At 72.4% G+C, this 25,669-nt stretch carries 19 protein-coding genes and 1 rRNA gene; 15 read left to right on the top strand and 5 right to left on the bottom strand.

Annotated elements, in window-relative coordinates:
- Positions 1-107: 107 nt before the first annotated feature.
- Positions 108-224 (top strand): 5S ribosomal RNA (gene rrf, locus AQI88_RS35340).
- Positions 225-1,586: 1,362 nt separating this feature from the next.
- Complete coding sequence (locus AQI88_RS47160) at positions 1,587-2,399, top strand: tetratricopeptide repeat protein (protein ID WP_208615989.1); 813 nt, start codon at positions 1,587-1,589, stop codon at positions 2,397-2,399.
- Between the two features lie 103 nt (positions 2,400-2,502).
- On the opposite strand, the gene AQI88_RS35325 is transcribed toward AQI88_RS47160, so the two are convergent.
- On the bottom strand, positions 2,503-3,786 hold the full coding sequence (locus AQI88_RS35325) for a DUF1015 domain-containing protein (protein WP_067007578.1): 1,284 nt from the start codon (positions 3,784-3,786) through the stop codon (positions 2,503-2,505).
- Positions 3,787-3,859: 73 nt separating this feature from the next.
- On the opposite strand from AQI88_RS35325, the gene AQI88_RS35320 reads away from it, so the two are divergent.
- Genes AQI88_RS35320 through AQI88_RS35305 form a run of 4 tightly spaced genes read left to right on the top strand, consistent with a single transcriptional unit; the run spans position 3,860 to position 7,893 of the window.
- Entirely contained in the window at positions 3,860-4,888 is a 1,029-nt protein-coding gene (locus AQI88_RS35320; protein WP_067007574.1) for an HAD hydrolase-like protein, read from the top strand.
- Between the two features lie 55 nt (positions 4,889-4,943).
- Positions 4,944-5,987: a FecCD family ABC transporter permease gene (locus tag AQI88_RS35315; protein WP_067007571.1), complete on the top strand. Its 1,044-nt coding sequence runs from the start codon at positions 4,944-4,946 to the stop codon at positions 5,985-5,987.
- Positions 5,984-7,030 (top strand): FecCD family ABC transporter permease, encoded by a 1,047-nt coding sequence (locus AQI88_RS35310; RefSeq protein ID WP_067007567.1) that lies wholly within the window; start codon positions 5,984-5,986, stop codon positions 7,028-7,030. Before AQI88_RS35315 ends, AQI88_RS35310 begins: the two co-directional genes overlap by 4 nt.
- Entirely contained in the window at positions 7,027-7,893 is an 867-nt protein-coding gene (locus tag AQI88_RS35305) for an ABC transporter ATP-binding protein (RefSeq protein ID WP_079058000.1), read from the top strand. The genes AQI88_RS35310 and AQI88_RS35305 overlap by 4 nt, the downstream gene beginning before the upstream one ends.
- On the opposite strand, the gene AQI88_RS35300 is transcribed toward AQI88_RS35305, so the two are convergent.
- Entirely contained in the window at positions 7,877-8,224 is a 348-nt protein-coding gene (locus tag AQI88_RS35300) for a sterol-binding protein (RefSeq protein ID WP_067007561.1), read from the bottom strand. The genes AQI88_RS35305 and AQI88_RS35300 overlap by 17 nt on opposite strands.
- A 42-nt stretch (positions 8,225-8,266) precedes the next feature.
- On the opposite strand from AQI88_RS35300, the gene AQI88_RS35295 reads away from it, so the two are divergent.
- The 6 genes from AQI88_RS35295 to AQI88_RS35270 all read left to right on the top strand — a co-directional run bounded on the left by AQI88_RS35295 (position 8,267) and on the right by AQI88_RS35270 (position 15,476).
- On the top strand, positions 8,267-8,542 hold the full coding sequence (locus AQI88_RS35295) for a hypothetical protein (RefSeq protein WP_067007558.1): 276 nt from the start codon (positions 8,267-8,269) through the stop codon (positions 8,540-8,542).
- 7 nt (positions 8,543-8,549) lie between these two features.
- Positions 8,550-9,365, top strand: coding sequence for a TlyA family RNA methyltransferase (locus AQI88_RS35290; RefSeq protein WP_067007555.1), 816 nt, complete (start codon positions 8,550-8,552; stop codon positions 9,363-9,365).
- Positions 9,362-10,267: an NAD kinase gene (locus tag AQI88_RS35285; protein WP_067007551.1), complete on the top strand. Its 906-nt coding sequence runs from the start codon at positions 9,362-9,364 to the stop codon at positions 10,265-10,267. The genes AQI88_RS35290 and AQI88_RS35285 overlap by 4 nt, the downstream gene beginning before the upstream one ends.
- A 166-nt stretch (positions 10,268-10,433) precedes the next feature.
- The gene (locus AQI88_RS35280) at positions 10,434-11,996 is read left to right on the top strand and encodes a S53 family peptidase (protein ID WP_067007548.1); all 1,563 of its coding nucleotides are present in this window, start codon (positions 10,434-10,436) and stop codon (positions 11,994-11,996) included.
- Between the two features lie 145 nt (positions 11,997-12,141).
- Positions 12,142-13,860, top strand: a complete 1,719-nt coding sequence (recN, locus tag AQI88_RS35275) for a DNA repair protein RecN (protein WP_067007545.1) — start codon at positions 12,142-12,144, stop codon at positions 13,858-13,860.
- Between the two features lie 479 nt (positions 13,861-14,339).
- Positions 14,340-15,476: a glycosyltransferase family 4 protein gene (locus AQI88_RS35270; protein WP_067007542.1), complete on the top strand. Its 1,137-nt coding sequence runs from the start codon at positions 14,340-14,342 to the stop codon at positions 15,474-15,476.
- Here the strand turns inward: AQI88_RS35270 and AQI88_RS35265 are convergent.
- The 3 genes from AQI88_RS35265 to AQI88_RS35255 all read right to left on the bottom strand — a co-directional run bounded on the left by AQI88_RS35265 (position 15,473) and on the right by AQI88_RS35255 (position 20,447).
- Positions 15,473-17,116, bottom strand: a complete 1,644-nt coding sequence (locus tag AQI88_RS35265; RefSeq protein WP_067007539.1) for a PucR family transcriptional regulator — start codon at positions 17,114-17,116, stop codon at positions 15,473-15,475. The two genes, AQI88_RS35270 and AQI88_RS35265, sit on opposite strands and share 4 nt — an antisense overlap.
- A 44-nt stretch (positions 17,117-17,160) precedes the next feature.
- A complete protein-coding gene (locus AQI88_RS35260) occupies positions 17,161-18,495 on the bottom strand; it encodes an FAD-binding oxidoreductase (protein WP_067007536.1) in 1,335 nt (444 codons plus the stop codon).
- A gap of 149 nt (positions 18,496-18,644) precedes the next feature.
- Complete coding sequence (locus AQI88_RS35255) at positions 18,645-20,447, bottom strand: glycoside hydrolase family 15 protein (protein WP_067007533.1); 1,803 nt, start codon at positions 20,445-20,447, stop codon at positions 18,645-18,647.
- Positions 20,448-20,989: 542 nt separating this feature from the next.
- Between AQI88_RS35255 and AQI88_RS35250 the strand changes: the two genes are divergently transcribed.
- The 3 genes from AQI88_RS35250 (at position 20,990) to AQI88_RS35240 (ending at position 25,634) form a co-directional block, all read left to right on the top strand.
- Positions 20,990-22,639, top strand: coding sequence for a CTP synthase (locus AQI88_RS35250; RefSeq protein WP_067007530.1), 1,650 nt, complete (start codon positions 20,990-20,992; stop codon positions 22,637-22,639).
- Positions 22,640-22,736: 97 nt separating this feature from the next.
- On the top strand, positions 22,737-23,363 hold the full coding sequence (locus AQI88_RS35245) for an NUDIX domain-containing protein (RefSeq protein ID WP_067007527.1): 627 nt from the start codon (positions 22,737-22,739) through the stop codon (positions 23,361-23,363).
- Between the two features lie 186 nt (positions 23,364-23,549).
- Positions 23,550-25,634, top strand: coding sequence for a tetratricopeptide repeat protein (locus AQI88_RS35240; protein ID WP_067007604.1), 2,085 nt, complete (start codon positions 23,550-23,552; stop codon positions 25,632-25,634).
- Positions 25,635-25,669: the final 35 nt, after the last annotated feature.

Here is a 25,669-nt window from a genome sequence, read left to right as displayed (position 1 = left end):
ATTGATGCTCGCGTCCACTGTGTATGTTCTGAGGCAACGAACCGTTGCCGGCTAAGAGCTGAACACACAATTGAAGAGTGTGCTTGTTCGCTCGAAACCATTAGGGTTTCGGTGGTCATAGCGTGAGGGAAACGCCCGGTTACATTCCGAACCCGGAAGCTAAGCCTCACAGCGCCGATGGTACTGCAGGGGGGACCCTGTGGGAGAGTAGGACGCCGCCGAACAATCTTTGGAGGACCCCTGGTCCCAGCGTTCAGCTGGGACCAGGGGTCCTTTTGTTTTTACAATGCTTGTGGTACCGAAGACAGGAGTCACCCATGTCCACCAACTCGCCCGAGGACCGACCGGAGCGCGACCAGCGGCGACGGGACAGTGGTGACCGCGGTGACCGTGGCGGCTACCGCGGCGGCCCGGGCCGTGGCAGCGACCGTGGGAACGACCGCGGCGGCAGCCGCGGAGGCGACCGTGGGGGCTACGGCCGTCGTGACGACCGCGACCGCGGCGAGCGCGGCGACCGCGGTGGTTTCCGGGGCCGTGACGACCGTGGCAGCTACGGCCGGCGCGACGACCGCAGTGACCGTGGTGACCGTGGCTTCCGCCGTGACGACCGACCCTCCTTCCGCCGTGACGACCGCGATTCCCGTGGTGAGCGGGGCGAGCGGCGCGACGACGACCGCCGTGGATTCCGTCGCGACGACGAGCGCGGCGGCGACCGTGGCGGTTTCGCCCGTCGTGACGACCGCGACCGCGGCGAGCGCGGCGACCGGGGTGGTTTCCGGGGCCGTGACGACCGTGGCAGCTACGGCCGGCGCGACGACCGCGGTGAGCGTGGCGGCTTCCGTCGGGATGACAACCGAGGTGACTTCCGCGGTGACCGCGGTGGTTTCCGTGGCCGCGATGACCGCCGGGATGACCGCCGTGAGGGTGACCGTCCCGGGTTCCGCCGTGGCGGCGAGCGCTCCGACTTCCGTCGTGACGACCGGCGCGATGACCGGCGTGACGACCGTCGCGGCGGCGAGCGCCCCGACTTCCGCAGGGACGACCGCCGTGATGACCGGCGTGACGACCGCCGTGGCGGCGAGCGCCCCGACTTCCGCAGGGACGACCGCCGTGATGACCGGCGTGACGACCGCCGTGGCGGCGAGCGCCCCGACTTCCGCAGGGACGACCGGCGCGATGACCGGCGTGACGACCGGCGCGGCGGCGAGCGCCCCGACTTCCGCAGGGACGACCGCCGTGACGACCGGCGTGACGACCGTCGCGGCGGCGAGCGTGGCGACCGCGGTGAGCGTGGCGGCTTCCGTCGGGATGACAACCGAGGTGACTTCCGCGGTGACCGCGGTGGTTTCCGTGGCCGCGATGACCGCCGTGACGACCGCCGGGACGACCGCCGTGAGGGTGACCGTCCCGGGTTCCGCCGTGGCGGCGAGCGTCCCGACTTCCGCCGTGACGACCGGCGCGACGACCGCGGCGGACGCCCGGGCGGTGGCTTCCGTGGCCGGGACGATCGGCGTGGTGGTGGCCGCTTCCGCGACGAGCGTGACCGGGACCGTGATCGTGACCGGGACCGTGAGCCGATCAAGCGGCTGCCGATCCCGGAGGACGTCACCGGCGACGAGATCGACAAGGACGTACGGCAGGAGCTGCAGAGCCTGCCCAAGACGCTCGCGGAGGACGTTGCCAAGAACCTGGTGATGGTCGCCCGGCTCATCGACGAGGACCCCGAGGGCGCGTACGGCTACTCCAGGGTGGCCCTGCGCCTGGCGTCCCGTGTGGCTGCCGTACGCGAGGCCGCCGGGTTCGCCGCGTACGCCAGCCAGAAGTACAGCGAGGCCCTCGCCGAGTTCCGGGCCGCGCGGCGCATGAGCGGCACCGTGGACCTGTGGCCGGTGATGGCCGACTGCGAGCGTGGACTCGGGCGGCCGGAGAAGGCGCTGGACATGGCCGGCGCTCCCGAAGTGCACAAGCTGGACAAGGCCGGGCAGGTCGAGATGCGGCTCGTCGCGGCCGGTGCCCGGCGTGACATGGGGCAGCTGGACGCGGCCATCGTGACGCTGCAGAGCCCCGAGCTGGCCTCCAACTCCGTCCAGCCGTGGACCGCGCGCCTGCGCTACGCCTACGCCGACGCCCTGCTGGCCGCCGGTCGGGAGAGCGAGGCGCGTGAGTGGTTCGCCAAGGCCGTCGAGGCGGACCGGGACGGCAGCACGGACGCCTCCGACCGGCTCGCCGAGCTGGACGGCGTGGAGTTCGTCGACGCCCTGGACGAGACCGAGGGCGTGACCGAGACCGACGCCGAGACCGACGCCGAGACCGACGCCGAGACCGACGCCGAGACCGAGACCGAGCGCGAAGAGAGCGCCGACTCCACGGACGCGCCCGCGCAGGAAGACAAGGACTGACGCGAGCCGGTGACCGGGGCATGGTGACCATGACGGTGACCACGTGACAAAGGGCGGGACCCCATCGGTCCCGCCCTTTCGCATGCCCGGGCTCGGGCCGGGCTCAGATCTCCAGCGCCCGCAGCACCAGCCCCGAGGCCGGCTTCGGGCCGAACGACGTCGACTTGCGGGGCATCGTCACGCCCTGACGGGCCAGATCGCGTACGACCTCCTCGCGGACCGGATGCAACAGGACGGCCGTACCGCCGTCGCGCTCCGCCTTCGCGACCGTGGCCGCGGTGTCGTGGATATAGGCGATGTGGGCCGGGGAGTCCTCGGGGATGTGCCAGACGTGGTCGAGGAGCGTGGCGTGCAGGACGGTGGCGTCCAGGGAGCGCCAGGCGGCCGGGCGGTCCGCGGGGATCGTCCGGGCCAGCAGGTCCGGATCCGGGCGGTCGATCAGATGGAAGGCGCCGTCGCCGGCCAGCAGGAAGGCGTTGCCCGAGCAGGCCGCGTCCGCCAGCACCTCCAACGCTTCGGGCAGCGGTGCGTCGAGGCGTCGTACCCGGAACAGTCCGTCCAGGGCCGCCAGTGCGTCCGCGACCGGCAGGCCGTGCAGCAGGCGGTGGATGGCGCGGACGCGCAGGGGATAGCGGGCGGTGTCGACCAGGAGGACCAGGCCGTGGTCCCAGGCGCTGGGGGAGGGGTGCTCGGCGCGCAGCCGCCGGTAGGTGGCCCAGCGGTGGTGGCCGTCGGCGATGAGGGCCTGGTGGTTGGCCAGGTCGGACTGGATGAGGGTGACGTCGGCGGGGTCGGTGACCGACCACAGGCTGTGGTGGAAGCCGTCCTCGGTGGTGGTGGCCAGCAGCGGGGGCTGCTCCACGGTGCGCTCGACCACCTCGGCCGCCGTGCCGTTGCCGTGGTAGGTGAGCAGCAGGGGCTCCAGGTTGGCGCGGGTGGCGCGCATCAGGGCCGCGCGGTCGGCGACCACCGGGGGCATGACGTCCTCGTGCGGCAGCACCACGCCCTCCGACGGCTCCGACACGCGCAGTGCGCCGATGACGCCGCGCTGGAGCATGCCGTTGCCGTCCCGCTGTTCGTACACGTACAGGGCGGGGTCGGGGTCGGCGGTCAGGATGCCCTCGGCGAGCCAGCGGCGCAGGGTGTCGGCCGCCTGTTCGTTGCGGGCGCTGGGAGTGCCGTTCTGGGGCAGGATCAGCCGGACGATGTTGTGCGGGTCGGCCGACTGGAGGTGGTGCACCCCGTCGGGGCGTACGACGACGTCGTACGGCGGAGAGGTGACGGAGGCCAGGCTGCCGACCCGGTCGGGGTCGTAGCGAAGGCCTCGGAACGGGGTGAGTTCCAGGCCTCGGCGCGCCGTTGCTTCCGAGTGACCTGCAGTCTTCATCCCGGCATCGTACGTGTGTCAGTGGCGTGGGGGATGATCGGGGGAAACAGGGTCGAACGAGGAGCGATGCGGAATGAGCCACGGCGTCAGGACGAGGCCCGAGGGCAGTGGGCAGCCCCTGAGCGAGGCGTACGACACGGCGCTGCTCGATCTGGACGGGGTGGTGTACGCGGGCGGGAACGCGATCGTGCACGCCGTCGACTCGCTGGCCCACGCGCGCGCGGGCGGGATGCATCTGGCCTACGTCACCAACAACGCGCTGCGGACGCCGGACGTGGTGGCGGAGCACCTGACGGAGCTGGGCATACCGACGGGGGCGGCCGATGTCATCACCTCCGCGCAGGCGGTCGCGCGGCTGATCAGCGAGCAGGTGCCGGCCGGCGCGCGGGTGCTGGTGATCGGTGGTGAAGGGCTTCGGGTGGCGCTGCGCGAGCGCGGCCTGACGCCGGTGGAGTCGGCGGACGACGATCCGGCAGCGGTGGTGCAGGGGTACGGCGGGCCCGATCTGCCGTGGGGACGGTTCGCGGAGGCGTCGTACGCCGTGGCGCGGGGGGTGCCGTGGTTCGCGTCCAACACCGACCTGACGATTCCCAGCGGGCGGGGCATCGCACCGGGCAACGGGGCGGCCGTGGAGGTCGTACGGATCGCGACCGGCGCCGAGCCTCAGGTGGCGGGAAAGCCGCTGCCGCCGATGCACCGGGAGACGATCCTGCGCACGGGCGCGAGGCGGCCGTTGGTGGTCGGGGACCGGCTGGACACGGACATCGAGGGCGCGTTCAACGGTGGCGTGGACTCGCTGCTGGTGCTGACCGGTGTCACCGACGGCCCCCAGCTGCTCGCCGCGCCGCCGCACCACCGGCCGACGTACGTGGATGCCGATCTGCGCGGGCTGCTCACCGGTCAGCCGGAGATCACCCGGGAGGGTGACGGCTTCCGCTGCGGGGGCTGGACGGCGACCGCCGGGCCCGACCGGCTGGAGCTGGAGGGCGACGGCGAGACGTTCGACGGGCTGCGGGCGCTGTGCGCGGCGGCCTGGACGGCGGCCGGGGACGGTTCCTGCGAGCTGGACGGAGGCAAGGCGCTGGCGCGGCTCGGGCTCTGACTTCTCGGCAGCCCGCGGATCGAAATCGCATGCGAGGGTAGGCTAACCTAACCTCGTGTTGGTCGACAGTCCTCCGGAACAGCGCGCGGAGACCGCCCCCGCGCCCCCAACCCGCCGGGCGGTGCGGGCCCTTGGGCTCCTCGCCTCCGTCGTGATCCTGGTGCTCGTCGCCCTGGCGAGCATCGCGATCGGCGCGAAAGCGCTGTCGCTGGACCAGGTCTGGCACGGCCTGTTCCACGGCACGGGGACGTACGGCGATGTCGTCGTCGACGAGCGGCTCTCGCGCACGGTCCTTGGTCTGCTGGCCGGTGCCGCGCTCGGCCTGTCCGGGGCCGTGCTCCAGGCACTCACCCGCAATCCGCTGGCCGATCCCGGGCTGCTCGGCATCAACGCGGGTGCCTCCGCCGCCGTCGTGACGGCCATCACCTACTTCGGCGTCACCAGCCTCACCGGCTATGTGTGGTTCGCCTTCGGCGGCGCGGCGGCGGTCGGTGCGCTGGTCTGGTTCCTCGGCGGCAGCCGGGGTGCCACACCGGTGCGGCTGGCGCTCGCCGGTACGGCGATCAGCGCCGCGCTGTACGGCTATCTCCAGGCCGTGATGATCATGGACGATGCGGCGCTGGGCAAGATGCGCTTCTGGACGGTGGGTTCGCTGGCCTCGGCCACCAACGCGACGATCGTGCAGGTGCTGCCGTTCCTCGCGGTCGGCACGGTCCTCGCGCTGGCGCTGGCCCGGCCGCTGAACGCCGTGGCGATGGGCGACGACACCGCCCGCGCCCTCGGCGCCCACCTGGGCCGCACCCGGGCGCTGGCCATGCTGGCCGCCACCGTGCTGTGCGGTGCCGCGACCGCCGCCTGCGGTCCGATCGTGTTCGTCGGCCTGATGGTCCCGCACGTCGTGCGCTCCTTCACCGGCCCCGACCTGCGCTGGATCCTGCCGTACGCGACGGTCCTGTCGCCCGTGCTGCTGCTCGGCGCCGACGTCGTCGGCCGGGTCGTCGCCCGCCCCTCGGAACTCCAGGTCGGCATCGTCACCGCGATCATCGGCGGCCCGGTCTTCATCTTTCTCGTACGACGGCGGAGGACGGCCCAGCTGTGAAGACACTCTCCAGGAGCCGTGCCGTACGCACCCCCGGCGGGCTCTCCCTGCGCCTGGACGTGCGCGCGCTGATCGTCGTCGTCCTGCTGCTGGCCGCCGCGCTCGCCGCCGGTGTGGCGCTGATCGGCACCGGCGACGCGAAGATCCCGGCATCCGACGTTCTCGAGACGCTGGCCGGAAACGGCACCGCGTACCAGGACTTCATCGTCAACGAGCTGCGCCTGCCGCGCGTCCTGGTCGGCCTGCTGGTCGGCGCCTCGCTGGGCCTCGGCGGCGCGTTGTTCCAGGCGGTCTCGCGCAATCCGCTGGGCAGCCCGGACGTGCTGGGCCTCTCGCAGGGCTCGACGGCGGGCGCGCTGGTCGTGATCGTGCTGATGTCCGGCAGCGCCACCCAGGTCACCGTCGGCGCGCTGATCGGCGGCCTGGTGACCGGACTCGCCATCTATCTCCTCGCCTGGAAGCAGGGCGTGCACGGATACCGGCTGGTCCTGGTCGGCATCGGCGTCTCCGCGATCGTCACGGCCGTCAACGGCTACCTGCTCACCAAGGCGGACCTGGTCGACGCGGCCCGCGCGGTGGTGTGGATGACCGGATCCCTCAACGGCCGGGACTGGGAGCAGGTCTGGCCGCTGCTGTGGCTGTGCGCCGTCCTCGTCCCGCTCGTCCTCGCGGGCGCGCGGGGCCTGAGGATGATGGAGATGGGCGACGACGTCGCGAACGCCCTCGGTGTGCGCGTACAGCGTGTACGGCTGGTGCTGATGGTCTGCGCCGTCCTGCTCACCGCGACCGCCACCGCAGCCGCCGGACCCGTCAGCTTCGTGGCGCTCACCGCGCCGCAGCTCGCCCGGCGCCTGACCCGCTCGCCCGGGCCGAATCTGGTGCCCTCCCTCTGCATGGGCGCCACCCTGCTGGTCACCGCCGACTGGGCCTCGCAGCGCGCCTTCGGTGCCGACCAGCTGCCCGTGGGCGTGGTCACCGGCGTCCTCGGCGGCGGCTATCTGCTGTGGCTGCTGGTCACCGAGCGCAGGGCGGGCCGGATATGAGCACCTCGACCAAGCCGGACGCGAGCGGCTCGGCGAACCAGAACACCCGAAGGAGCACTGTGAACCGCCTGTCCGCCGAGAACGTCACCCTCGCCTACGACCAGCGCGTCATCGCCGAGCAGTTGTCGGTGGAGATCCCCGACAACTCCTTCACGGTGATCGTCGGCCCGAACGCGTGCGGCAAGTCGACGCTCCTGCGGGCCCTGTCACGGATGCTCAAGCCCAGCCAGGGCCGGGTGCTGCTCGACGGGCAGGTCATCCAGTCCATGCCCGCGAAGAAGGTCGCCCGCACCCTCGGCCTGCTGCCGCAGTCGTCCATCGCACCCGACGGGATCACGGTCGCCGACCTCGTGGGCCGCGGCCGCTACCCGCACCAGGGCATCCTGCGGCAGTGGTCCGCCGAGGACGAGCGGGTCGTGCAGGAGTCCATGGCGCAGACCGGCGTCGCCGAACTCGCCGACCGGTATGTGGACGAGCTGTCCGGCGGCCAGCGCCAGCGCGTGTGGATCGCCATGGCGCTCGCCCAGCAGACCCCGCTGCTGCTCCTGGACGAGCCGACCACCTACCTGGACATCCAGCACCAGATCGACGTCCTCGACCTGTGCGCGGAGCTGCACGAGACCCAGGGCCGCACCCTGGTCGCCGTCCTGCACGACCTCAACCACGCCGCCCGGTACGCCACTCACCTCGTCGCCCTGCGCGGCGGCCGGGTGATCGCCGAGGGCGCCCCGAACGACATCGTGACGGCCGAGCTGGTGGAGGAGGTCTTCGGGCTGCGCTGTCAGATCATCGACGATCCGGAGACGGGGACTCCGCTGGTGGTGCCGGCCGCGCGCAAGGCCAGGCTCACAGCAGCTTCCTGAGCCGGAACAGGTCCAGCAGGCTCGCCTCCAGCCGCACCCGGCCCGAGCCCCAGGCGGTCGCGAAGTTCAGCTCGCCGCCCACCAGGGTCACCAGGTCGTCGCCGGCCAAGGCGAGCCTGATCTGCGCCTTCTCGCGCGGTCGCCCCGGGTGGGTCTCGTCCACCTCGATCCGGCCGCCGGTCAGCCGGCCGGCGAAGGTGACATCGAGGTCGGTGATGTGGCAGCTCACCGACCGGTCCAGGGCGGCGGCCGCGCGGACGTCGCCCTCGGCGCCCTGCATGGTGTCCGAGAGCTTTCCCAGTGCGGCGCGGCACTCCTCGATCGTGGCCATCGCGCACGACGGTACCCCAGCGGTTCGGGGTAGCGTCTGGGCATGAGCGAGTCCGTGTCCGAGGCCGAGATCGTCACAGCGGCCGAGCCCGAGTACGATCCCGCCTCCCCGGCCCCCTTGAACGTCCCCCGCACCCCCACCGGCAACGCCGAGGTCGACGCCCAGCTGGAGCGGCTGGCCGACACCGACCACCTCGCCACCGACGGGCACGTCGAGGTGTACGAGGATGTACACAGGGGGCTGCGCGACGCGCTCACCGCGCTCGACGCCCGCCCGGGACCTCCGGCGCCCCCACGGCAGTACGAGAGCAGGAGCTGAACCGAACGTGGCAGGAGTCGCACGCCGTCGTCTGGACGCGGAGCTGGTCCGCCGGAAGCTTGCGCGTTCGCGCGAGCACGCCAGCCAGCTGATCGCCGCCGGGCGGGTCACCGTCGGCAAGACCGTGGCGACCAAACCGGCCACGCAGGTGGAGACCGCGGTGGCGATCGTGGTCCAGTCCGACGACAGCGACCCGGACTACGTCTCCCGGGGCGGCCACAAGCTCGCCGGCGCGCTGGAGGTGTTCGTACCGCAGGGGCTCGTCGTCGAGGGCCGGCGCGCGCTGGACGCCGGCGCGTCCACCGGCGGCTTCACCGACGTCCTGCTGCGCGCGGGCGCCGCGCAGGTCGTCGCCGTGGACGTCGGATACGGCCAACTCGCCTGGTCTCTCCAGAACGATGAACGCGTCACCGTCAAGGACCGTACGAACGTACGCGAGTTGACGCTTGAGGCGATCGATGGGGAACCTGTGGATCTTGTCGTGGGTGATCTGTCCTTCATCCCGCTCGGGCTGGTGCTGCCCGCCCTGAAGCGGTGTGTGAAGCCGGACGCCGACCTGGTGATGATGGTCAAGCCGCAGTTCGAAGTGGGGAAGGAACGGCTTGGCAGCGGGGGTGTCGTACGGAGTCCGCAGCTGCGGGCGGAGGCCGTGCGCGGGGTGGCCGAGAAGGCCTGGGAGCTGGGGCTCGGGGTGCGTGGAGTCACCGCCAGTCCGCTGCCCGGGCCCTCGGGCAATGTCGAGTACTTTCTCTGGCTGCGGGCCGGCGCCCCCGAACTGGACCCGGCCGATGTTGACCGTGCAGTGGCGGAGGGGCCGCGTTGACACAGAACCGAGCGCGTACTGTTTTCCTGCTCGCCCACACCGGGCGGCCCGCGGCGATCCGCAGCGCTGAGCTGGTGGTCAAGGGGCTGCTGCGGTCCGGCATCGGGGTGCGGGTGCTGGAGGAGGAGGCGCGCGACCTGCCGTTGCCCGACGAGGTGGAACTCGTCAAGGAGGCGACACCGCAGTGCCTGGACAGCTGCGAACTGCTGATCGTGCTCGGCGGCGACGGCACGCTGCTGCGCGGCGCGGAGTTCGCCCGGGCGTCCGGGGTACCGATGCTCGGTGTCAACCTCGGGCGCGTCGGATTCCTCGCGGAGGCCGAACGGGACGACCTCGACCGGGTGGTCGACCGGGTGGTGGCGCGGTCGTACGAGGTCGAGGAGCGGATGACCGTCGATGTCGTCGTGCACCGCAACGGGGACATCGTGCACACGGACTGGGCGCTGAACGAGGCGGCCGTGCAGAAGGCCGGCGCCGAGAAGCTGCTGGAAGTCGTGCTGGAGATCGACGGGCGCCCGGTGACGGGGTTCGGGTGCGACGGGATCGTCCTGTCCACGCCCACCGGGTCCACCGCGTATGCGTTCTCGGCCGGGGGGCCGGTGGTGTGGCCCGAGGTGGAGGCGCTGCTGATGGTGCCGATCAGTGCGCATGCGCTGTTCGCGAAGCCGTTGGTCACTTCGCCGGATTCCGTGCTGGCCGTGGAGGTGCTGCCTCATATTCCGCCGGGGGTCCTGTGGTGTGACGGGCGGCGGACCGTCGAGCTGCCGCCCGGGGCGCGGGTGGAGGTCCGGCGGGGAGCCGTGCCCGTGCGGCTGGCCCGGTTGCATCATGCTTCGTTCACGGATCGGCTGGTCGCCAAGTTCGCGTTGCCCGTTTCCGGGTGGCGGGGGGCGCCGCACTGAGCCGTCGCTCGCTTCTACTCCATCCCGGGCAGGCGATGCCCTGTCCGGGTGGCCCGAACACCTTCGGCATATGTTCCCGGCAATATCGGGCTATATCTGCCTGTGAACAGTTCAGGCCCGAGGCGGTAGGCCCGGCTAGCGGCATGCCGCCATCAAGGAGACCAAGATGAGCGAGCAGCATGTGGCGCTGACCGGGAGTGCCCGGCCGGCCATGGCCGGCGCGACCCGGCTGAGGGACGCGCACCCGCAGGACCCGGTGAAGGTGACTCTCACCCTGCGCGGGAAGGTGGCCCCCGCCGATGCGATCCCGGACGAGCGACGCCAGGACGCCGCGGAGACGAAGGCCGCTCTGGAACGGTACGGCCTCACGGTCGACGAGGTCCGGCTCGAACCGGGGAGCATCGTGGCAACCGGTCCCGTGTCCGCGATGAACGCCGCCTTCAAAGCGAACCTTGGCATCTACCACAGCCCCGAGCACGGCGAGTTCCGCGGCCGCGAGGGCGAGCTGCACATCCCGGCAGGCCTCGAGGGAAAGGTGACCGGCGTCTTCGGACTGGACCAGCGGCAGGTGTCCCGACGCAGGGATGCCGGCGGCTCGGGCTTCCAGGGGTCGTTCACGCCGGCCGACATCGAGCGGCAGTACAACTTCCCGGCCGGCGACGGAGACGGACAGAAGATCGCGATCGCCGAGTTCGGCGGCTGCTACTTCGACGCCGATCTGCAGGCCTTCTGTGCCGCGCACAACCTTCAGCCGCCGCAGGTCGAGATCGTGCCCCTGGACTTCGATCCACCGAGGACGCTGCAGGAAGTCAAGCAGTTGCCGCCTTCGGACCAGAAGTTCGCGCTCGAGGCGGCAGGCGAAGTGATGATGGACGTGGAGATCGTCGCCGGTCTCTGTCCGGCAGCCGAGATCTCTGTCTATTTCGCCGCGTTCGACCAGAGGGGCTGGATCGAGCTGCTCGACCAGGTCATCGCGGACAAGCCGGTGACCCTGTCGGTCAGCTGGGGCCTTGCCGAGGACGATCTCAACTGGACGCACACCGCCCTCAACCAGATCAACAAGCGCCTTGAGGGCGCGGCGGAACTGGGCATCACGGTCTGTGTCGCTTCCGGCGACGACGGTTCGGGAGACCAGATGGTGGACGGCCGGGCCCATGTCGACTTCCCGAGCACCAGTCCCTTCGTGCTGAGTGTCGGCGGGACGCTGATCGACACGTCCGGCCGGGAAGTGTCCTGGTGGGATGCGCCCGGCCACCGGACCCTGAGCGACGGCGGGGGTGCGAGCGGAGGCGGCGTCTCCGACAAGTTCGGCCGCCCGGACTGGCAGCAGCAGATCCATGTGGACTCCGTGAACGCGGGCAGCATCCAGGGGAGGGTCGTGCCGGATGTCGCCGCACTCGCCGGCCGTCCGGGATACGACCTGATCTTCCTGGGCGATCCGTCACCCGCCGGCGGCACCAGTGCCTCCGCCCCGGTGTGGGCCTCCCTCGTCGCCCGTATCGACGCCCTGCTCCCGGCGGAAAAGCAGCAGCGCTTCCTCACGCCGTTGCTCTACGACAGCGGCACCAACGGCCGCCCGCTCGGCGAGGTCGCCTGCCGCGACATCGCCAGGGGCCACGACAACGCCTCCCACCCCCCGGCGGTCGGCTACCCGGTGAAGGAGGGGTACGACGCCGTCACCGGCTGGGGCGTACCCGACGGCGTCGCCCTCCTCAAGGGACTGCACTGAGGACGCCGTACTCAGTCCGCTGCACTCGCCCGGGTGACAATGCGAGACCGATCCGCATTCGTCACCTGCACCTTCACACAACCGTGCCGGGGCACGTCGCACTCCTGCCCCCCGACCTCGTAAGGTCTTGTCCGTGTTGGAGGAGATGCGGATACGGTCGCTCGGAGTCATCGACGACGCGGTCGTCGAGTTGTCGCCCGGGTTCACCGCCGTCACCGGTGAGACGGGTGCGGGCAAGACCATGGTGGTCACCAGTCTGGGGCTGCTGCTCGGAGGGCGGGCGGACCCGGCGCTCGTGCGGATCGGGGCCGAGAAGGCGGTCGTGGAGGGGCGGATCGCCGTCCCCGGGGACGCCGCCGCCCTCGTACGTGCCGAGGAGGCCGGGGCCGAGCTGGACGACGGTGCCCTGCTGATCAGCCGTACCGTTTCAGCCGAGGGCCGCTCGCGGGCGCACCTGGGCGGACGCAGCGTGCCCGTGGGGCTGCTGGCGGAGCTGGCCGACGACCTGGTGGCCGTGCACGGGCAGACCGACCAGCAGGGGCTCCTGAAGCTGTCCCGGCAGCGGCAGGCGCTCGACCGGTACGCCGGGGACACGGTCGCCGTGCCGCTCGCCAAGTACACCGAGGCCTACCGGCGGCTGCGGGCCGTCTCCACCGAGCTGGAGGAGATCGTCACGCGCGCGCGTGAGCGCGCCCAGGAAGCCGACCTGCTGCGCTACGGGCTCGACGAGATCGCCGCCGTGGAACCGCGGGCCGGGGAGGACGTGGAGCTGGCCGAGGAGGCGGAGCGGCTGGGGCACGCCGAGGCGCTGTCGTCCGCCGCCACCGTCGCGCACGCGGCTCTCGCGGGCAATCCCGAGGACCCCGAGGGGATCGACGCCTCGACCCTCGTCGCGGGCGCCCACCGGGCCCTGGAGGCCGTCCGCTCGCACGATCCGGCCCTCTCCTCCCTCGCCGACCGGATCGGTGAGATCGGGATCCTGCTCGGTGACGTGGCCGGTGAGCTGGCGGGGTACGCCGACGACCTGGACGCCGATCCGCTGCGGCTGGCCGCGGTGGAGGAGCGCAGGGCCGCGCTCAACACCCTCACGCGGAAGTACGGGGACGACATCAACGCCGTCCTCGCCTGGGCCGAACTGAGCGCCGCGCGTCTGACCGAGCTGGACGGCGACGACGAGCGGATCGGGGAGCTGACCGCCGAGCGGGACGCGCTGCGCACCGAGCTGGGCGGACTGGCACAGGCGTTGACGGACGCGCGGACGGAGGCCGCCGAGCGGTTCGCCGCCGCCGTGACCGCGGAACTGGCCTCGCTGGCGATGCCCCACGCGCGCGTGTCCTTCGACATCCGGCAGACCGAGGACCCGGAGGGCGTCGAGGTCGGCGGGCGCACGGTCGGGTACGGGCCCTCGGGCGTGGACGAGGTCGAGCTGCTGCTCGCCCCGCACCCGGGCGCCCCGCCGCGGCCCATCGCCAAGGGCGCCTCCGGTGGTGAGCTGTCCCGCGTGATGCTGGCCGTGGAGGTGGTGTTCGCGGGGACGGACCCCGTGCCGACGTACCTGTTCGACGAGGTCGACGCCGGTGTCGGCGGCAAGGCCGCGGTGGAGATCGGGCGGCGCCTGGCGAAGCTCGCCAAGACCGCGCAGGTCGTGGTCGTCACCCACCTTCCGCAGGTCGCCGCCTTCGCCGACCGGCAGCTGCTGGTCGAGAAGACCAACGACGGCTCGGTCACCCGCTCCGGCGTGAAGGCGCTGGAGGGCGAGGAGCGCGTCCGTGAGCTGTCCCGGATGCTGGCCGGCCAGGAGGACTCGGAGACGGCCCGCGCACACGCGGAGGAGCTGCTGGCGACGGCCAGGGCCGACCTCTAGGCGGCACCTCGGGCCGGCGACGTCACCGGTGCACGCCCTGGAGGCGGTGGCCGGTGCCGGTGAGGTTGCGTGCAACGGGCGCGTGGGACTGCTCGCGCGCCGTCGTGGTGGCGGCGGGCGCGGGTGCGCGGGGCGTGGGCGAGGGCCCGGGAGCGGGCGCTGTGGGCGTCCGGCCTCGGGGTACGCGTGCGCAGGCCGCTCGGTCGCGGCTGTGTTGTTCTCACCCTTGTGGGTGACGTGCTCCGGCGCACTGCTCCGGCCCGCCGCGCTGTGCGCCTCCCCGGATTTCCCGGAACGGCCGTACGTCCTGGCATGCTTGGCACAGAACGCAGGGCGGGCGGTGGGTTTACGCAGCGCGGGCGGCGGGTCGAACGCAGTCCGTGCGGGAGGCGCGCGGTACGTCCTTCCGCCCCTCTCCGCCCGCTACCTTCTGTACGTTTCTACGTGACCGCCCGCGCCGAGTCAGGAGCCCCGGCCCCGTGAGCCCCGTGAGCAGCAACGCACCGCACGGCCAGTCGCCGCTGCGCACCGTGCAGGTGCTGGGCGGAGGCAACGCCGGCAGCAGCGCGCACGTACGCTCCCTGGCCGAGGGGCTCGTCGCCCGAGGCGTGCGGGTCACCGTGTGCGCCCCCGCCGAGGCGGACCACGCCTACGACTTCACCGGGGCCGGCGCCGACCACGTGCATGTCCCGCGCAGCAGCGACCCGGCCTCCGTGGCCGCGCTCCGGGCTGCCTGCACGGACGCCGACCTGGTGCACGCCCATGGGCTGCACGCCTCCTTCCGTGCCGTGCTCGCACTCAGCGGGCGCCACACCCCGCTGGTGGTCACCTGGCACAACCGGGCCCGGGCGGAGGGTGCGCGGGCGCATCTGCTGCGGCTGCTGGAGCGGCGCGTGGTGCGGACGGCCGCCGTGGTTCTCGGCACCACCTCCGACCTGGTGGACCGGGCCCGCCGCACGGGGGCACGGGACGCCCGGCTCGCGGCCGTGACCCTGCCCGGGCGGCGCCGGCCCGTCGACCACGACGACCCCGACCGGCTGCGGCCCAAGATCCGCGCCGAACTCGGCGCCACCGGACGCCCCCTGCTCATGGCCGTCGGCTCCCTCGAACGGCAGCGCGGCTACGACGTCCTGCTGGACGCAGCCCGCACCTGGCGGGACCTCGACCCCGTACCGCTAGTCGCCGTCGCGGGGGAGGGGCCGCTGCGGCCGGAGCTCCAGCGGCGGATCGAGGACGAGGAGCTGCCGGTGCGGCTCATCGGCCGGCGCGAGGACGTGCCCGAGCTGCTCGCGGCCGCCGACCTGGCGCTGCTGACCAGCAGATGGGAGTCGCGTTCCGTCCTCGCCCAGGAAGCCCTGTACGCGCGCGTACCGCTCGTCGCGACCGCCGTCGGCGGCATCCCCGACCTTGTGGGCGACGCGGCCGAACTCGTCCCCTACGGCGACGCGGAGGCGCTCGCGGACACCGTCGTACGGCTGCTCGCAAGCCCCGAGCGGCGCGAGCTGCTGCGCGAGCGGGGCATGCGGCAGGCCGCGACCTGGCCGACCGAGGACGACACCGTCGCCCAAGTCCTCAGTGTCTACGACGAGTTGACCCAGCCGAGGCCGCTCGCCTAGGGCACGTGCCGGCGTGCCCGCAGGGCGAGGCTCAATGCCAGCACCGTCTGCGGGTCGTCGAGGTCGGTGCCCAGCAACTCCCCGATGCGGGCGAGCCGGTTGTACAGGGTCTGGCGGTTGAGGTGCAGCTCGCGGGCGGTCTCCGCCTTGCGGCCCGCGTGCGCCAGGTAGGTCTCCAGGGTGGGCAGCAGCGGCGGCTTGGAGCGGTGGTCGTGGTCGCGCAGCGGGCCGATCGCGCGGTCCACGAAAGCCGCCAGGTCCGGGTGGTCGCGCAGCCGCCACAGAAGGAGGTCGATGTCCAGGCGGCGGGCGTCGTACCAGGGGCGGTCGGTCAGGCCCTGTGCCGCCGTCGCCGTCTCGGCCGCGTGCCGCAGCCCGGCCGACGCGGCCGCCCAGCCGCCGGCCACCCCGACCACCACCACCGGCGGCGGGGCGCCCGGCCGCTGCATCCCGGCCCGCTCGACGCCCGCCCGCAGCGCCGCCGCCACCCGGTCCGCGACCGCCGGCCGCTCCGACTCCGAGCGCAGCCCGAGCAGCACCGGGACCCGGCCTTCGACCGGCCTGACGCCCAGCAGCACCGGCACCCCCACCGAGGCCAGCTCCTCGGCGACCGCGCGCGCCAGCACCGCCCAGCCGCCGCCGGGGGACAGGGAGTCACCGACGCGCATCACCACGGGCAGCAGCGGGCTGTTGCCGGGCTTGAAACCGAGGACCCGGGCCTGGGCCGGCGCATCCTCCGCCGTGATCCTGCCCTCGGCCAGGTCGGTGAGGAAGTCGCCGCGGCCGCGCGCCGCCAGCTCCTCCTCCTGCCGGGCCTGCATCAGCACCACGGCCAGGATGCCCGCGGCCCGCTCGGCGGCGATCCGGTGCACCGGAGCCAGCGGCGAACACACCGGCAGCAGCACCAGCCGGGCCCGTACCGCCCCCGCGCCCAGGCCGCCGCCGGGCACGTCCACGAGCACCGAACCGGCCGGCGGCGGCGCATCCTTGTGCGGTCCGCGCAGCCCCTCCCACACCTGCAACGGATCCGCACCCTGAGGGCCGGAACCGGCGGCATACAGCAGCCGGCCGTCCGCCGTCTCCAGGAACACCGGGTTGGCGCCGAAGTCGGCCAGGATGCCCAGCACCTGCGGCACCCCGCCACCGCCCAACAGTGCCTCGGTACACCGCCGATGCACCTCCTCGGCCTGCTGGAGCAGCGCATAGTGCCTGTTGACGATCTCGGTGTGGATCTCCTCGGTGACGGTGACGAACGGCACCTCGCGGTGCAGCTGGACCAGCGGCAGCCCCGCGCCGCGGGCGGTGTCCACCAGGGCGGCGGGCAGCCGGGTGAAGCGCGGGCCCAGCTCGACCACCAGGGCCGCGATGCCGCGCTCGGCCAGCGTGCGCACGAACGCCCGCTGCTCGGCCGGGCGGGTGCCGAGGCCGTAGCCGGTGGTGAGCAGCAGTTCGCCGCCCTTGAGCAGCGAGGCGATGTTCGGCACCTCGCCCGCGTGCACCCAGCGCACGGTGCGCCCCAGCCGGTCGGCGCCCGCCACGATCTCCGGGAGTCCGCTGCGCAGCCCCGGCAGTTCCAGCGCCCGCTGAACGGTGATCCCGGCGCCCTGGGTGGCGAATCTGCTCTCCGTACCGCTGTCCATGCAGCGGACGCTACCTGCGGATACGCCCGGAGAACATCTCCGGGCTACACCGGCCGGATGTTGTGGTTGAAGCGGAACACGTTGTCGGGGTCGTAGGCCCGCTTCACCTTCTCCAGCCGCAGCAGGTTCCCGGCGCCCAGACCCGCGCGCACGCGCTCGGGGCCCTCGTCGCCGACGAGAGCGAGACAGACGGCGCCCGTGCTCCAGGGTCGGACGTCGGCACGGGCCTCCCGCACCCAGGCGAGGGCCCGCTCGTCGTCGGCCGGGTCCGCCCAGCAGGCGAAGGGATGCACCACCCAGGCCGCGTCCCGGTACGGCACCGGGTACCCGGCGGGTCCGGCGGCGACCGCGCCGCCGAGCGGGAAGAGCAGGTGCCGCGACCAGGCGGGCACCGGCCTCGCCTCCGCGCGGGCGCAGAAGAGGTCCACCAGCTCGTCGGGCAGTGCGGCCAGGCACTCCGCCGACCAGTGGGCACGCAGCCCGGACGGCGAGTCCGGCGGAGGGTGCGCCTCGGCGCCCCACACCTCCGCCTCGTGCGGCACCGCCAGCAGCGGCGCGGCCAGCCTGCGCAGATCCGCCTCGTCGCCCGCGTACGTCAGGAGCACGGCGCACATCGGCCGGTCCACGGTCACCTGCGTGACGGCGCCGCCCACCCGGTCGGGGCCGGTGCGGACGACCTCGCGGAAGGCACGGATCACGGCGGGGCCGAACCGGGGCAGGCACAGCAGCAGCGCCGAACAGACCTCCGGCAGCCGGTGCAGCCTCAGCGTGAGGGCGGTGGCGATGCCGAAATTGCCGCCGCCGCCATGCAGCGCCCAGAACAGCTCCGGGTGCTCCTGGGCACCGGCCCGTACCCGCTCGGCACCAGCGGTCACCAGTTCCACGCCGAGCAGATGGTCGACGGCGAGGCCGATGCTGCGGTCCAGCCGGCCGAGGCCGCCGGCCAGCACGAGGCCGCCCATGCCGACGGCCGGGCTGCGGGCCCCGCCCGCGTCGAGGCCCCGGCGCCGGGTGGCCCGGTCCACATCGCCGGCCGTGGCGCCGCCCTCGATGCGGACGGCCGCGGCCGCCGGATCGACGGTCACCCGGCGCATCCGGCGCAGGTCCACCACGAGCGCCCCGTCGACCAGGGCGCCGACCAGACCGTGCCCGCCGCCGCGCACCGCGATCCGGAGGTCCAGTTCCCTCCCGAAGCGCACCGCCCGGACCACATCGGCCTCGTCCGCGCACTGCGCGACCACGGCCGGCCGCCGCTCGGGCAGCGCGGTGAACGCGGTACGGGCCTGGTCGTAGCCCGGATCCCCGGGTGCGAACACCGCGCCGGACAGGCCCTCGCGCAGGGCTGCAAGGGCCGTGCGCGCCTTCGAGAAGGAAGCCATGGCCGCCCCCTTTCCGGGAAGGGGGATCTGCTCGGTTTCAGCCTAGGGGTGCAGGGCTGTGTCGACATGCGGCTCCGCCGCGCCGGCACGACCAGCCACCATGAACCGGAAGACAACCGACGGCTTCTCACGGCTCCGCCGGCGGAGCGCTACCCGCCGTATGCCCCCGAAGCCGTCAGCCGCAGCGCCGTGTCGATCAGCGGGACGTGGCTGAAGGCCTGCGGGAAGTTGCCGACCTGGCGCTGCAGGCGCGGGTCCCACTCCTCGGCGAGCAGGCCGAGGTCGTTGCGCAGCGCGAGGAGCTTCTCGAACAGCTTGCGGGCCTCGTCCACCCGGCCGATCATCGCCAGGTCGTCCGCCATCCAGAACGAGCAGGCCAGGAAGGCGCCCTCGTCGCCCGGCAGGCCGTCGACGCCCTCGTCCTCGCCCTCCGTCGGGTAGCGCAGGATGAACCCGTCCGGGGTGGACAGCTCGCGCTGGATCGCCTCGATGGTGCCGATCACCCGCTTGTCGTCCGGCGGCAGGAAGCCCATCTGCGGAATCAGCAGCAGCGAGGCGTCCAGCTCCTTGGAGCCGTAGGACTGGGTGAACGTGTTGCGCTCCTGGTCGTAGCCCTTCTCGCACACGTCCCGGTGGATGTCGTCGCGCAGTTCCTTCCAGCGCTCCAGCGGGCCGTCCGCGTCCCCGGACTCGATCAGCTTGATGGTGCGGTCCACCGCCACCCAGGCCATCACCTTCGAGTGCACGAAGTGGCGGCGCGGGCCGCGCACCTCCCAGATGCCCTCGTCCGGCTCCTGCCAGTGGTCCTCCAGGTAGCGGATCAGCTTCAGCTGGAGCAGGGAGGCGTAGTCGTTGCGGGCCAGGCCCGTCATGTGTGCCAGGTGCAGGGCCTCGGTGACCTCGCCGTACACGTCCAGCTGGAGCTGGTGGGCCGCGCCGTTGCCGACCCGGACCGGGGCGGAGCTCTCGTAGCCGGGCAGCCAGTCCAGCTCGGCCTCGCCCAGCTCGCGCTCACCGGCGATGCCGTACATGATCTGCAGGTTCTCCGGGTCGCCGGCGACCGCGCGCAGCAGCCACTCGCGCCAGGCACGGGCCTCCTCGCGGTAGCCGGTGCGCAGCAGGGAGGACAGGGTGATCGCCGCGTCCCGCAGCCACGTGTAGCGGTAGTCCCAGTTGCGGACGCCGCCGATGTCCTCCGGCAGGGAGGTGGTGGGGGCCGCGACGATGCCGCCCGTGGGGGCGTACGTCAGCGCCTTCAGCGTGATCAGGGAGCGGACCACCGCCTCGCGGTACGGGCCGTGGTACGTACAGTGCTCGACCCACTCGCGCCAGAAGTTCTCCGTCGCCTCCAGCGACTGCTCCGGCTCCGGAAGGGCCGGCGGCTCCTTGTGCGAGGGCTCCCACGAGATCGTGAACGCGATCCGGTCCCCCGGGGCGACCGTGAAGTCGGCGTAGGTCGTCAGCGACTTGCCGTAGGTCTCGGCCTCCGTGTCGAACCACACGGAGTCGGGGCCGGCCACCGCCACCGTCCGGCCCTCGTGCTTGTGCACCCAGGGCACCACCCGGCCGTAGGAGAACCGCATCCGCAGGGCCGAGCGCATCGGCACCCGGCCGGTGACGCCCTCCACGATCCTGATCAGCTGCGGGGCACCGTCACGCGGAGGCATGAAATCGGTCACCCGCACGGTGCCGCGCGGGGTGTCCCACTCCGACTCCAGGATCAGCGAGTCGCCCCGGTAGGTCCGCCGGGCGGCCGTGGGCGGCGGCGAGTCGGCCGCGTGCGCCGGGCCGAGCCGCCAGAAGCCGTGCTCTTCGGTGCCCAGCAGGCCGGCGAAGATGGCATGCGAGTCGAAGCGGGGCAGGCACAGCCAGTCGACTGTGCCGTCCCGGCAGACCAGTGCCGCGGTCTGCATGTCTCCGATGAGTGCGTAATCTTCGATGCGCCCGGCCACGTGCAACTCCAGTCGAACGGCCACGTCACCCCCGCGCAGGGGGGCTGTCGCTAGTGCGGTCAAGGGGTCGTTGTTATGCGTCGTTGAGCGGTGAAGCAAAGCAGCCCGCCGAGCCCTGAGGCAAAACGACAGTCTTTGCTCAACGAACTGCCGCGCTCTCGTTGTTCCGGGTGATGCAGGCGGGGGTGTGCCGTCGTTTCCGGCCGGGCTCGGCAGCGAGTGTCCGAGCAGGATACGACGCACGTAGATGATCTGCGTGCCGCTCCGGGCAACCCGTGTGGGCCGAACGGGTGACCAGCGGATGAAACCCGTGTGTCCGGTGCGTGCCTGTGTCGACGTGTGTGACGGGAGGTGTGCGGATTCCGTGTCGACGCGAGCGCGGAGCGTGGCCGGGAGCCATCCCGCCGAGGCGCTGATACGCTGGTAGCCCGTGGACCGGTGGGCGAAAAACCCCCGAACCGCAGCGACGGCACCCCCGGAAAAATTCGGGTCGGCAGCCGTACCGCATCACAGACAGCGACCACGGGAGCCCCCTCTTGGCCATGCCGCCCAAATCCACGACGACCAAGCACATCTTCGTCACCGGGGGTGTCGCCTCCTCGCTCGGCAAGGGCCTCACCGCCTCCAGCCTGGGCATGCTGCTCAAGGCTCGCGGCCTGCGCGTCGTGATGCAGAAGCTCGACCCGTACCTGAACGTCGACCCGGGCACGATGAACCCCTTCCAGCACGGTGAGGTCTTCGTCACCAACGACGGCGCCGAGACCGACCTGGACATCGGACACTACGAGCGCTTCCTCGACCGCGACTTGGACGGCAGTGCCAACGTCACCACCGGCCAGGTCTACTCGACCGTGATCGCCAAGGAGCGCCGCGGCGAGTACCTGGGCGACACCGTGCAGGTCATCCCGCACATCACCAACGAGATCAAGCACCGCATCCGGCGCATGGCCACCGACGAGGTGGACGTCGTCATCACCGAGGTCGGCGGCACGGTCGGCGACATCGAGTCGCTGCCGTTCCTGGAGACCGTCCGCCAGGTCCGCCACGAGGTCGGCCGGGACAACGTCTTCGTCGTCCACATCTCGCTGCTGCCCTACATCGGCCCCTCCGGCGAGCTGAAGACCAAGCCGACCCAGCACTCCGTCGCCGCCCTGCGCAACATCGGCATCCAGCCCGACGCGATCGTGCTGCGCTGCGACCGCGAGGTGCCGACCGCGATCAAGCGCAAGATCTCGCTGATGTGCGACGTGGACGAGGCCGCCGTCGTCGCCTGCCCGGACGCCCGCTCGATCTACGACATCCCGAAGGTCGTGCACACCGAGGGCCTGGACGCCTACGTCGTCCGCAAGCTCGACCTGCCCTTCCGGGACGTGGACTGGACGACCTGGGACGACCTGCTCGACCGCGTCCACAACCCCGACCACGAGATCACCCTCGCCCTGGTCGGCAAGTACATCGACCTGCCCGACGCCTACCTGTCGGTCACCGAGGCGCTGCGCGCGGGCGGCTTCGCCAACAAGGCCCGGGTGAAGATCAAGTGGGTCACCTCGGACGACTGCAAGACCCCGGCCGGCGCCAAGGCCCAGCTCGGTGACGTCGACGGCATCTGCATCCCGGGCGGCTTCGGCGACCGCGGTGTGCTCGGCAAGGTCGGCGCCATCCGCTTCGCCCGCGAGAACAAGATCCCGCTGCTCGGCCTGTGCCTCGGCCTCCAGTGCATCGTGATCGAGGCCGCGCGCAACCTGGCCGACATCCCGGACGCCAACTCCACCGAGTTCGACCCGGCCACCGGCCACCCGGTCATCTCCACCATGGCCGAGCAGATGGACATCGTCGCCGGTGAGGGTGACATGGGCGGCACCATGCGGCTCGGCATGTACCCGGCGAAGCTGGCCGAGGGCTCCATCGTGCGCGAGGTGTACGACGGCAAGGAGTACGTCGAGGAGCGGCACCGTCACCGCTACGAGGTGAACAACGCCTACCGCGCTGAGCTGGAGAAGCAGGCGGGCATCCTCTTCTCGGGCACCTCGCCGGACGGCAAGCTCGTCGAGTACGTCGAGTACCCGCGCGAGACCCACCCCTACCTGGTCGCCACGCAGGCGCACCCCGAGCTGCGCTCGCGGCCGACCCGTCCGCACCCGCTGTTCGCCGGCCTGGTGAAGGCCGCGGTCGAGCGGAAGAATTCCAAGTAACACACCAGTTGTACGGTGGCCGGGGTGCATACCTTCACAAGGTGAGCACCCCGGCTTTCATCTGGCCGGTCTTCAAAGGCGTGCGGAAGGACAGGGCATGACGATCAAGGACACCCCCGAGGAGTGGGAGATCCGCTCGACGGAGACCCCCTTCAGGGGCAACAAGACCTCCGTCCGCACGGACGAGGTGGTCATGCCCGACGGCTCGGTGGCCCGCCGCGACTACCAGGTGCACCCCGGCTCGGTCGCCGTCCTCGCCCTGGACGAGGAGGACCGGGTCCTGCTCATCAACCAGTACCGCCACCCGGTGCGGCACAAGCTGTGGGAGATCCCGGCCGGCCTGCTGGACGTGCCGGGCGAGAACCCGCTGCACGGCGCCCAGCGCGAGCTGTACGAGGAGGCGCACGTCAAGGCCGAGGACTGGCGGGTGCTGACCGATGTGTACACCACCCCCGGCGGCTGCGACGAGGCCGTGCGGATCTTCCTCGCCCGGAATCTCTCCGAGGCCGAGGGTGAGCGCTTCGAGACGGAGCACGAGGAGACCGCCATGGAGTACGCGCGCGTGCCGGTCGACGAACTGGTGCACCGGGTGCTCGCCGGTGACGTGCACAACAACTGCCTCGTCGTGGGCGTCCTCTCCCTGGTCGCCGCGCGGGGCGGGGACGGTCTGGACTCCCTGCGCCCGGCCGACGCGCCGTGGCCCGCGCGTCCGTTCGCTTCCTGAACTCACCCGTTCGCGCATTGGTGTGACGATCGCCTGATCCGATCGGGGGATGCGTCCGCCGCGCTCCTCACGGAACGTCGCAGAGCGTGAACTAGGCTCTTCGCGAGTGAGCCGAAGAGCAGGGGCGACGCCCGTACCGGAAGGACCCGGCGGGCTTGCGCGCGCGGTGGGACGGGAGTGTGGCCCGTGACGGATCAGGCGGTGGACACAGGCGACCTGCGGCTGTCGGCGTCTCCAGCGGTGCAGGACCATTTCCTGGGCCGCACACGGGAGTTGAAGGAACTGCGCGCCGACATCGAGCGCGCGGGCCTGGACACGCTCTCCGGCCGGAAAGCCCCCCGCGCGCGCGTGCTCCTCATCGCGGGCCGCCCCGGCTCCGGCCGCACTGCCCTCGCCGGGGAACTCGTACGGCAGATCGCCGAGCGTTACCCCGACGGAGTGCTGCGGGCCCGGCTCAGCGAGCCCGACGGCACCCCGGTACCGATCGAGCGCGCCGCCCGCGAGCTGCTCGCCGCGCTGGAGGTGCGGGCACCCGCCGGAGCCGGCGAGGACGACCTGACCGAGGCGCTGCGCGCGGCCCTCGCCGAGCGGCGCGCGCTGCTCCTGCTGGACGACGCGGCCGGTGCCGAGCAGGTCGACGCGCTGCTGCCCGAGGCCCCGGACTGTCTGGTGCTCGCCGTCTCGGGCGGCCCGCTCACCGGCATCGCCGACGTCCGGCCCTGCACCCTCGGGGGCCTCGACACCAAGTCGGCGGTGGAACTCCTCGCCCGCTACACCGGCTCCGTCCGCATCACCGTCGATCCGCGCTCCGCCGAGAGCCTGGCCGAGGCCTGCCAGGGCCATCCGGCCGCGCTCACCCTGGCCGGCGGCTGGCTCGCCTCCCGGCCCCAGGCGGCCGTCTCCGACCTCGCCAAGCGGATGCACACCTACGCCGCCGAGGGTGCCGAGGGAGCCGAGGGCACCGAGAGCACCCCGCTCGCCCGTGTCTTCCGGCTCGTCTACGACCAGCTGCCCGGCTCCGCCGCCCGGATACTGCGCCTGCTCTCCCTCGCCCCGGCCGGCCTGATCGACCCGCACACCGCCTCGGCCCTGGCCGGCTGCTCGGTGGACGCCGCCCGCGCCGCCCTCGACGACTTCGTCCTGCTCGGCCTGCTGCGCGCCGTGGACTCCCCGCTGCCCGAGTACGACGTCCCCGGCTGTCTGCACCCGCTGCTGCGCTCCCTCGCCGAGAGCCAGGAACGCCCGGCCGAGCTCCAGCTGGCCCGGGCCCGCATGCTGGAGCGGACCGTACGGCTGCTGCAGTCGTGCCGGGCGATCACCGAGACGGACCGCCCGCAGGCACGGGAGAAGCTGCAGGAGACGCCCCCGGCGCTCCGCTTCCCCACCCCGCGCGCGGCCGCCGAGTGGCTGCGCGTGCGCAGGCCCGCCCTGCTGGCCGCCGTCCGCCTGGCCGTGGCCGACGGGGAGCTGGACACCCTCGCCCGCCGGCTGATGTCCCAGCTGGTCAGGGCCATGGCGGCGCACTTCGGCACGCAGGCGGCCGCCCCCGACCTGTACGGCGTTCACGGCCTCGTCCTGGACGTCGCCGAGCGGCGCGGGCTGCACCGGGAGAAGGCCGCGGCCCTGCTGAACCTGGGCGATCTGGACGCGCAGACCGGCCGCACCCAGGCCGCGCTGGCCCGCTACCGGGCCGCCCTGGACGCCGCACGCGAAGCAAACGACCCCTATGCGACCCGCCGCGCGATGGAATCCGTAGGCGGCGCCCACCAGGAGCTGGGGGACTACGACCGGGCCGCCGACTGGTTCGGCCGGGCCCTCGCCGAGCGGCTGGCCCGGGGCGAGCGCGCGGAGGCCGCCCGGCTGTACGGCCGGATCGCCACCGCGCACACCTACGCGGGCCGCTACGGCGAGGCGCTCAGGAACTGGCGGGCGGCCGCCGCCGGGTACCGCAAGAACGGTGATGTCGCCGCCCACGCACGGGCGTTGAGCGAAGTGGCCCGGGTCCAGGAGTACGCGGGACGGCCCGAGGAGTCGCTGCGCACCTGCCAGGAGGCGGTGGAGTGGGCGCGGCGTGCCGAGGAGGTCCGGTTGCAGGCCGCGCTGCAGCTCCGGCTGGCCGACACCCTGGACCGGCTCGGCGACCCCACGGCCGCCCACCTGCACCGCGCGATGGCGGAGCGCATGCTGCACGAGGAACAGCAGGAGGAGGAGTCCAGTCCGAAACAGGACACGGACGCCTGCGAAATCCGCAGTGCATCCAGTGAAGATTGATGCAATGAAAGGCTAGACAGTCGGAACACCTTCAT

It is taken from the genome of Streptomyces cellostaticus, assembly GCF_001513965.1.
Classification (GTDB): domain Bacteria; phylum Actinomycetota; class Actinomycetes; order Streptomycetales; family Streptomycetaceae; genus Streptomyces; species Streptomyces cellostaticus.
The sequence above is the reverse complement of the archived record's forward strand: the minus strand, read 5'-3'. Positions and strand labels throughout refer to the sequence as shown.

Bases quoted from the DNA above. Each gene is read 5' to 3' on its own strand.
- AQI88_RS35325 (WP_067007578.1), bottom strand. From the start codon at position 3,786: ATGAAGACTGCAGGTCACTCGGAAGCAACGGCGCGCCGAGGCCTGGAA.
- AQI88_RS35320 (WP_067007574.1), top strand. From the start codon at position 3,860: ATGAGCCACGGCGTCAGGACGAGGCCCGAGGGCAGTGGGCAGCCCCTG.
- AQI88_RS35305 (WP_079058000.1), top strand. From the start codon at position 7,027: ATGAGCACCTCGACCAAGCCGGACGCGAGCGGCTCGGCGAACCAGAAC.
- AQI88_RS35300 (WP_067007561.1), bottom strand. From the start codon at position 8,224: ATGGCCACGATCGAGGAGTGCCGCGCCGCACTGGGAAAGCTCTCGGAC.
- AQI88_RS35295 (WP_067007558.1), top strand. From the start codon at position 8,267: ATGAGCGAGTCCGTGTCCGAGGCCGAGATCGTCACAGCGGCCGAGCCC.
- AQI88_RS35280 (WP_067007548.1), top strand. From the start codon at position 10,434: ATGAGCGAGCAGCATGTGGCGCTGACCGGGAGTGCCCGGCCGGCCATG.
- recN (WP_067007545.1), top strand. From the start codon at position 12,142: ATGCGGATACGGTCGCTCGGAGTCATCGACGACGCGGTCGTCGAGTTG.
- AQI88_RS35265 (WP_067007539.1), bottom strand. From the start codon at position 17,116: ATGGACAGCGGTACGGAGAGCAGATTCGCCACCCAGGGCGCCGGGATC.
- AQI88_RS35260 (WP_067007536.1), bottom strand. From the start codon at position 18,495: ATGGCTTCCTTCTCGAAGGCGCGCACGGCCCTTGCAGCCCTGCGCGAG.
- AQI88_RS35250 (WP_067007530.1), top strand. From the start codon at position 20,990: ATGCCGCCCAAATCCACGACGACCAAGCACATCTTCGTCACCGGGGGT.
- AQI88_RS35245 (WP_067007527.1), top strand. From the start codon at position 22,737: ATGACGATCAAGGACACCCCCGAGGAGTGGGAGATCCGCTCGACGGAG.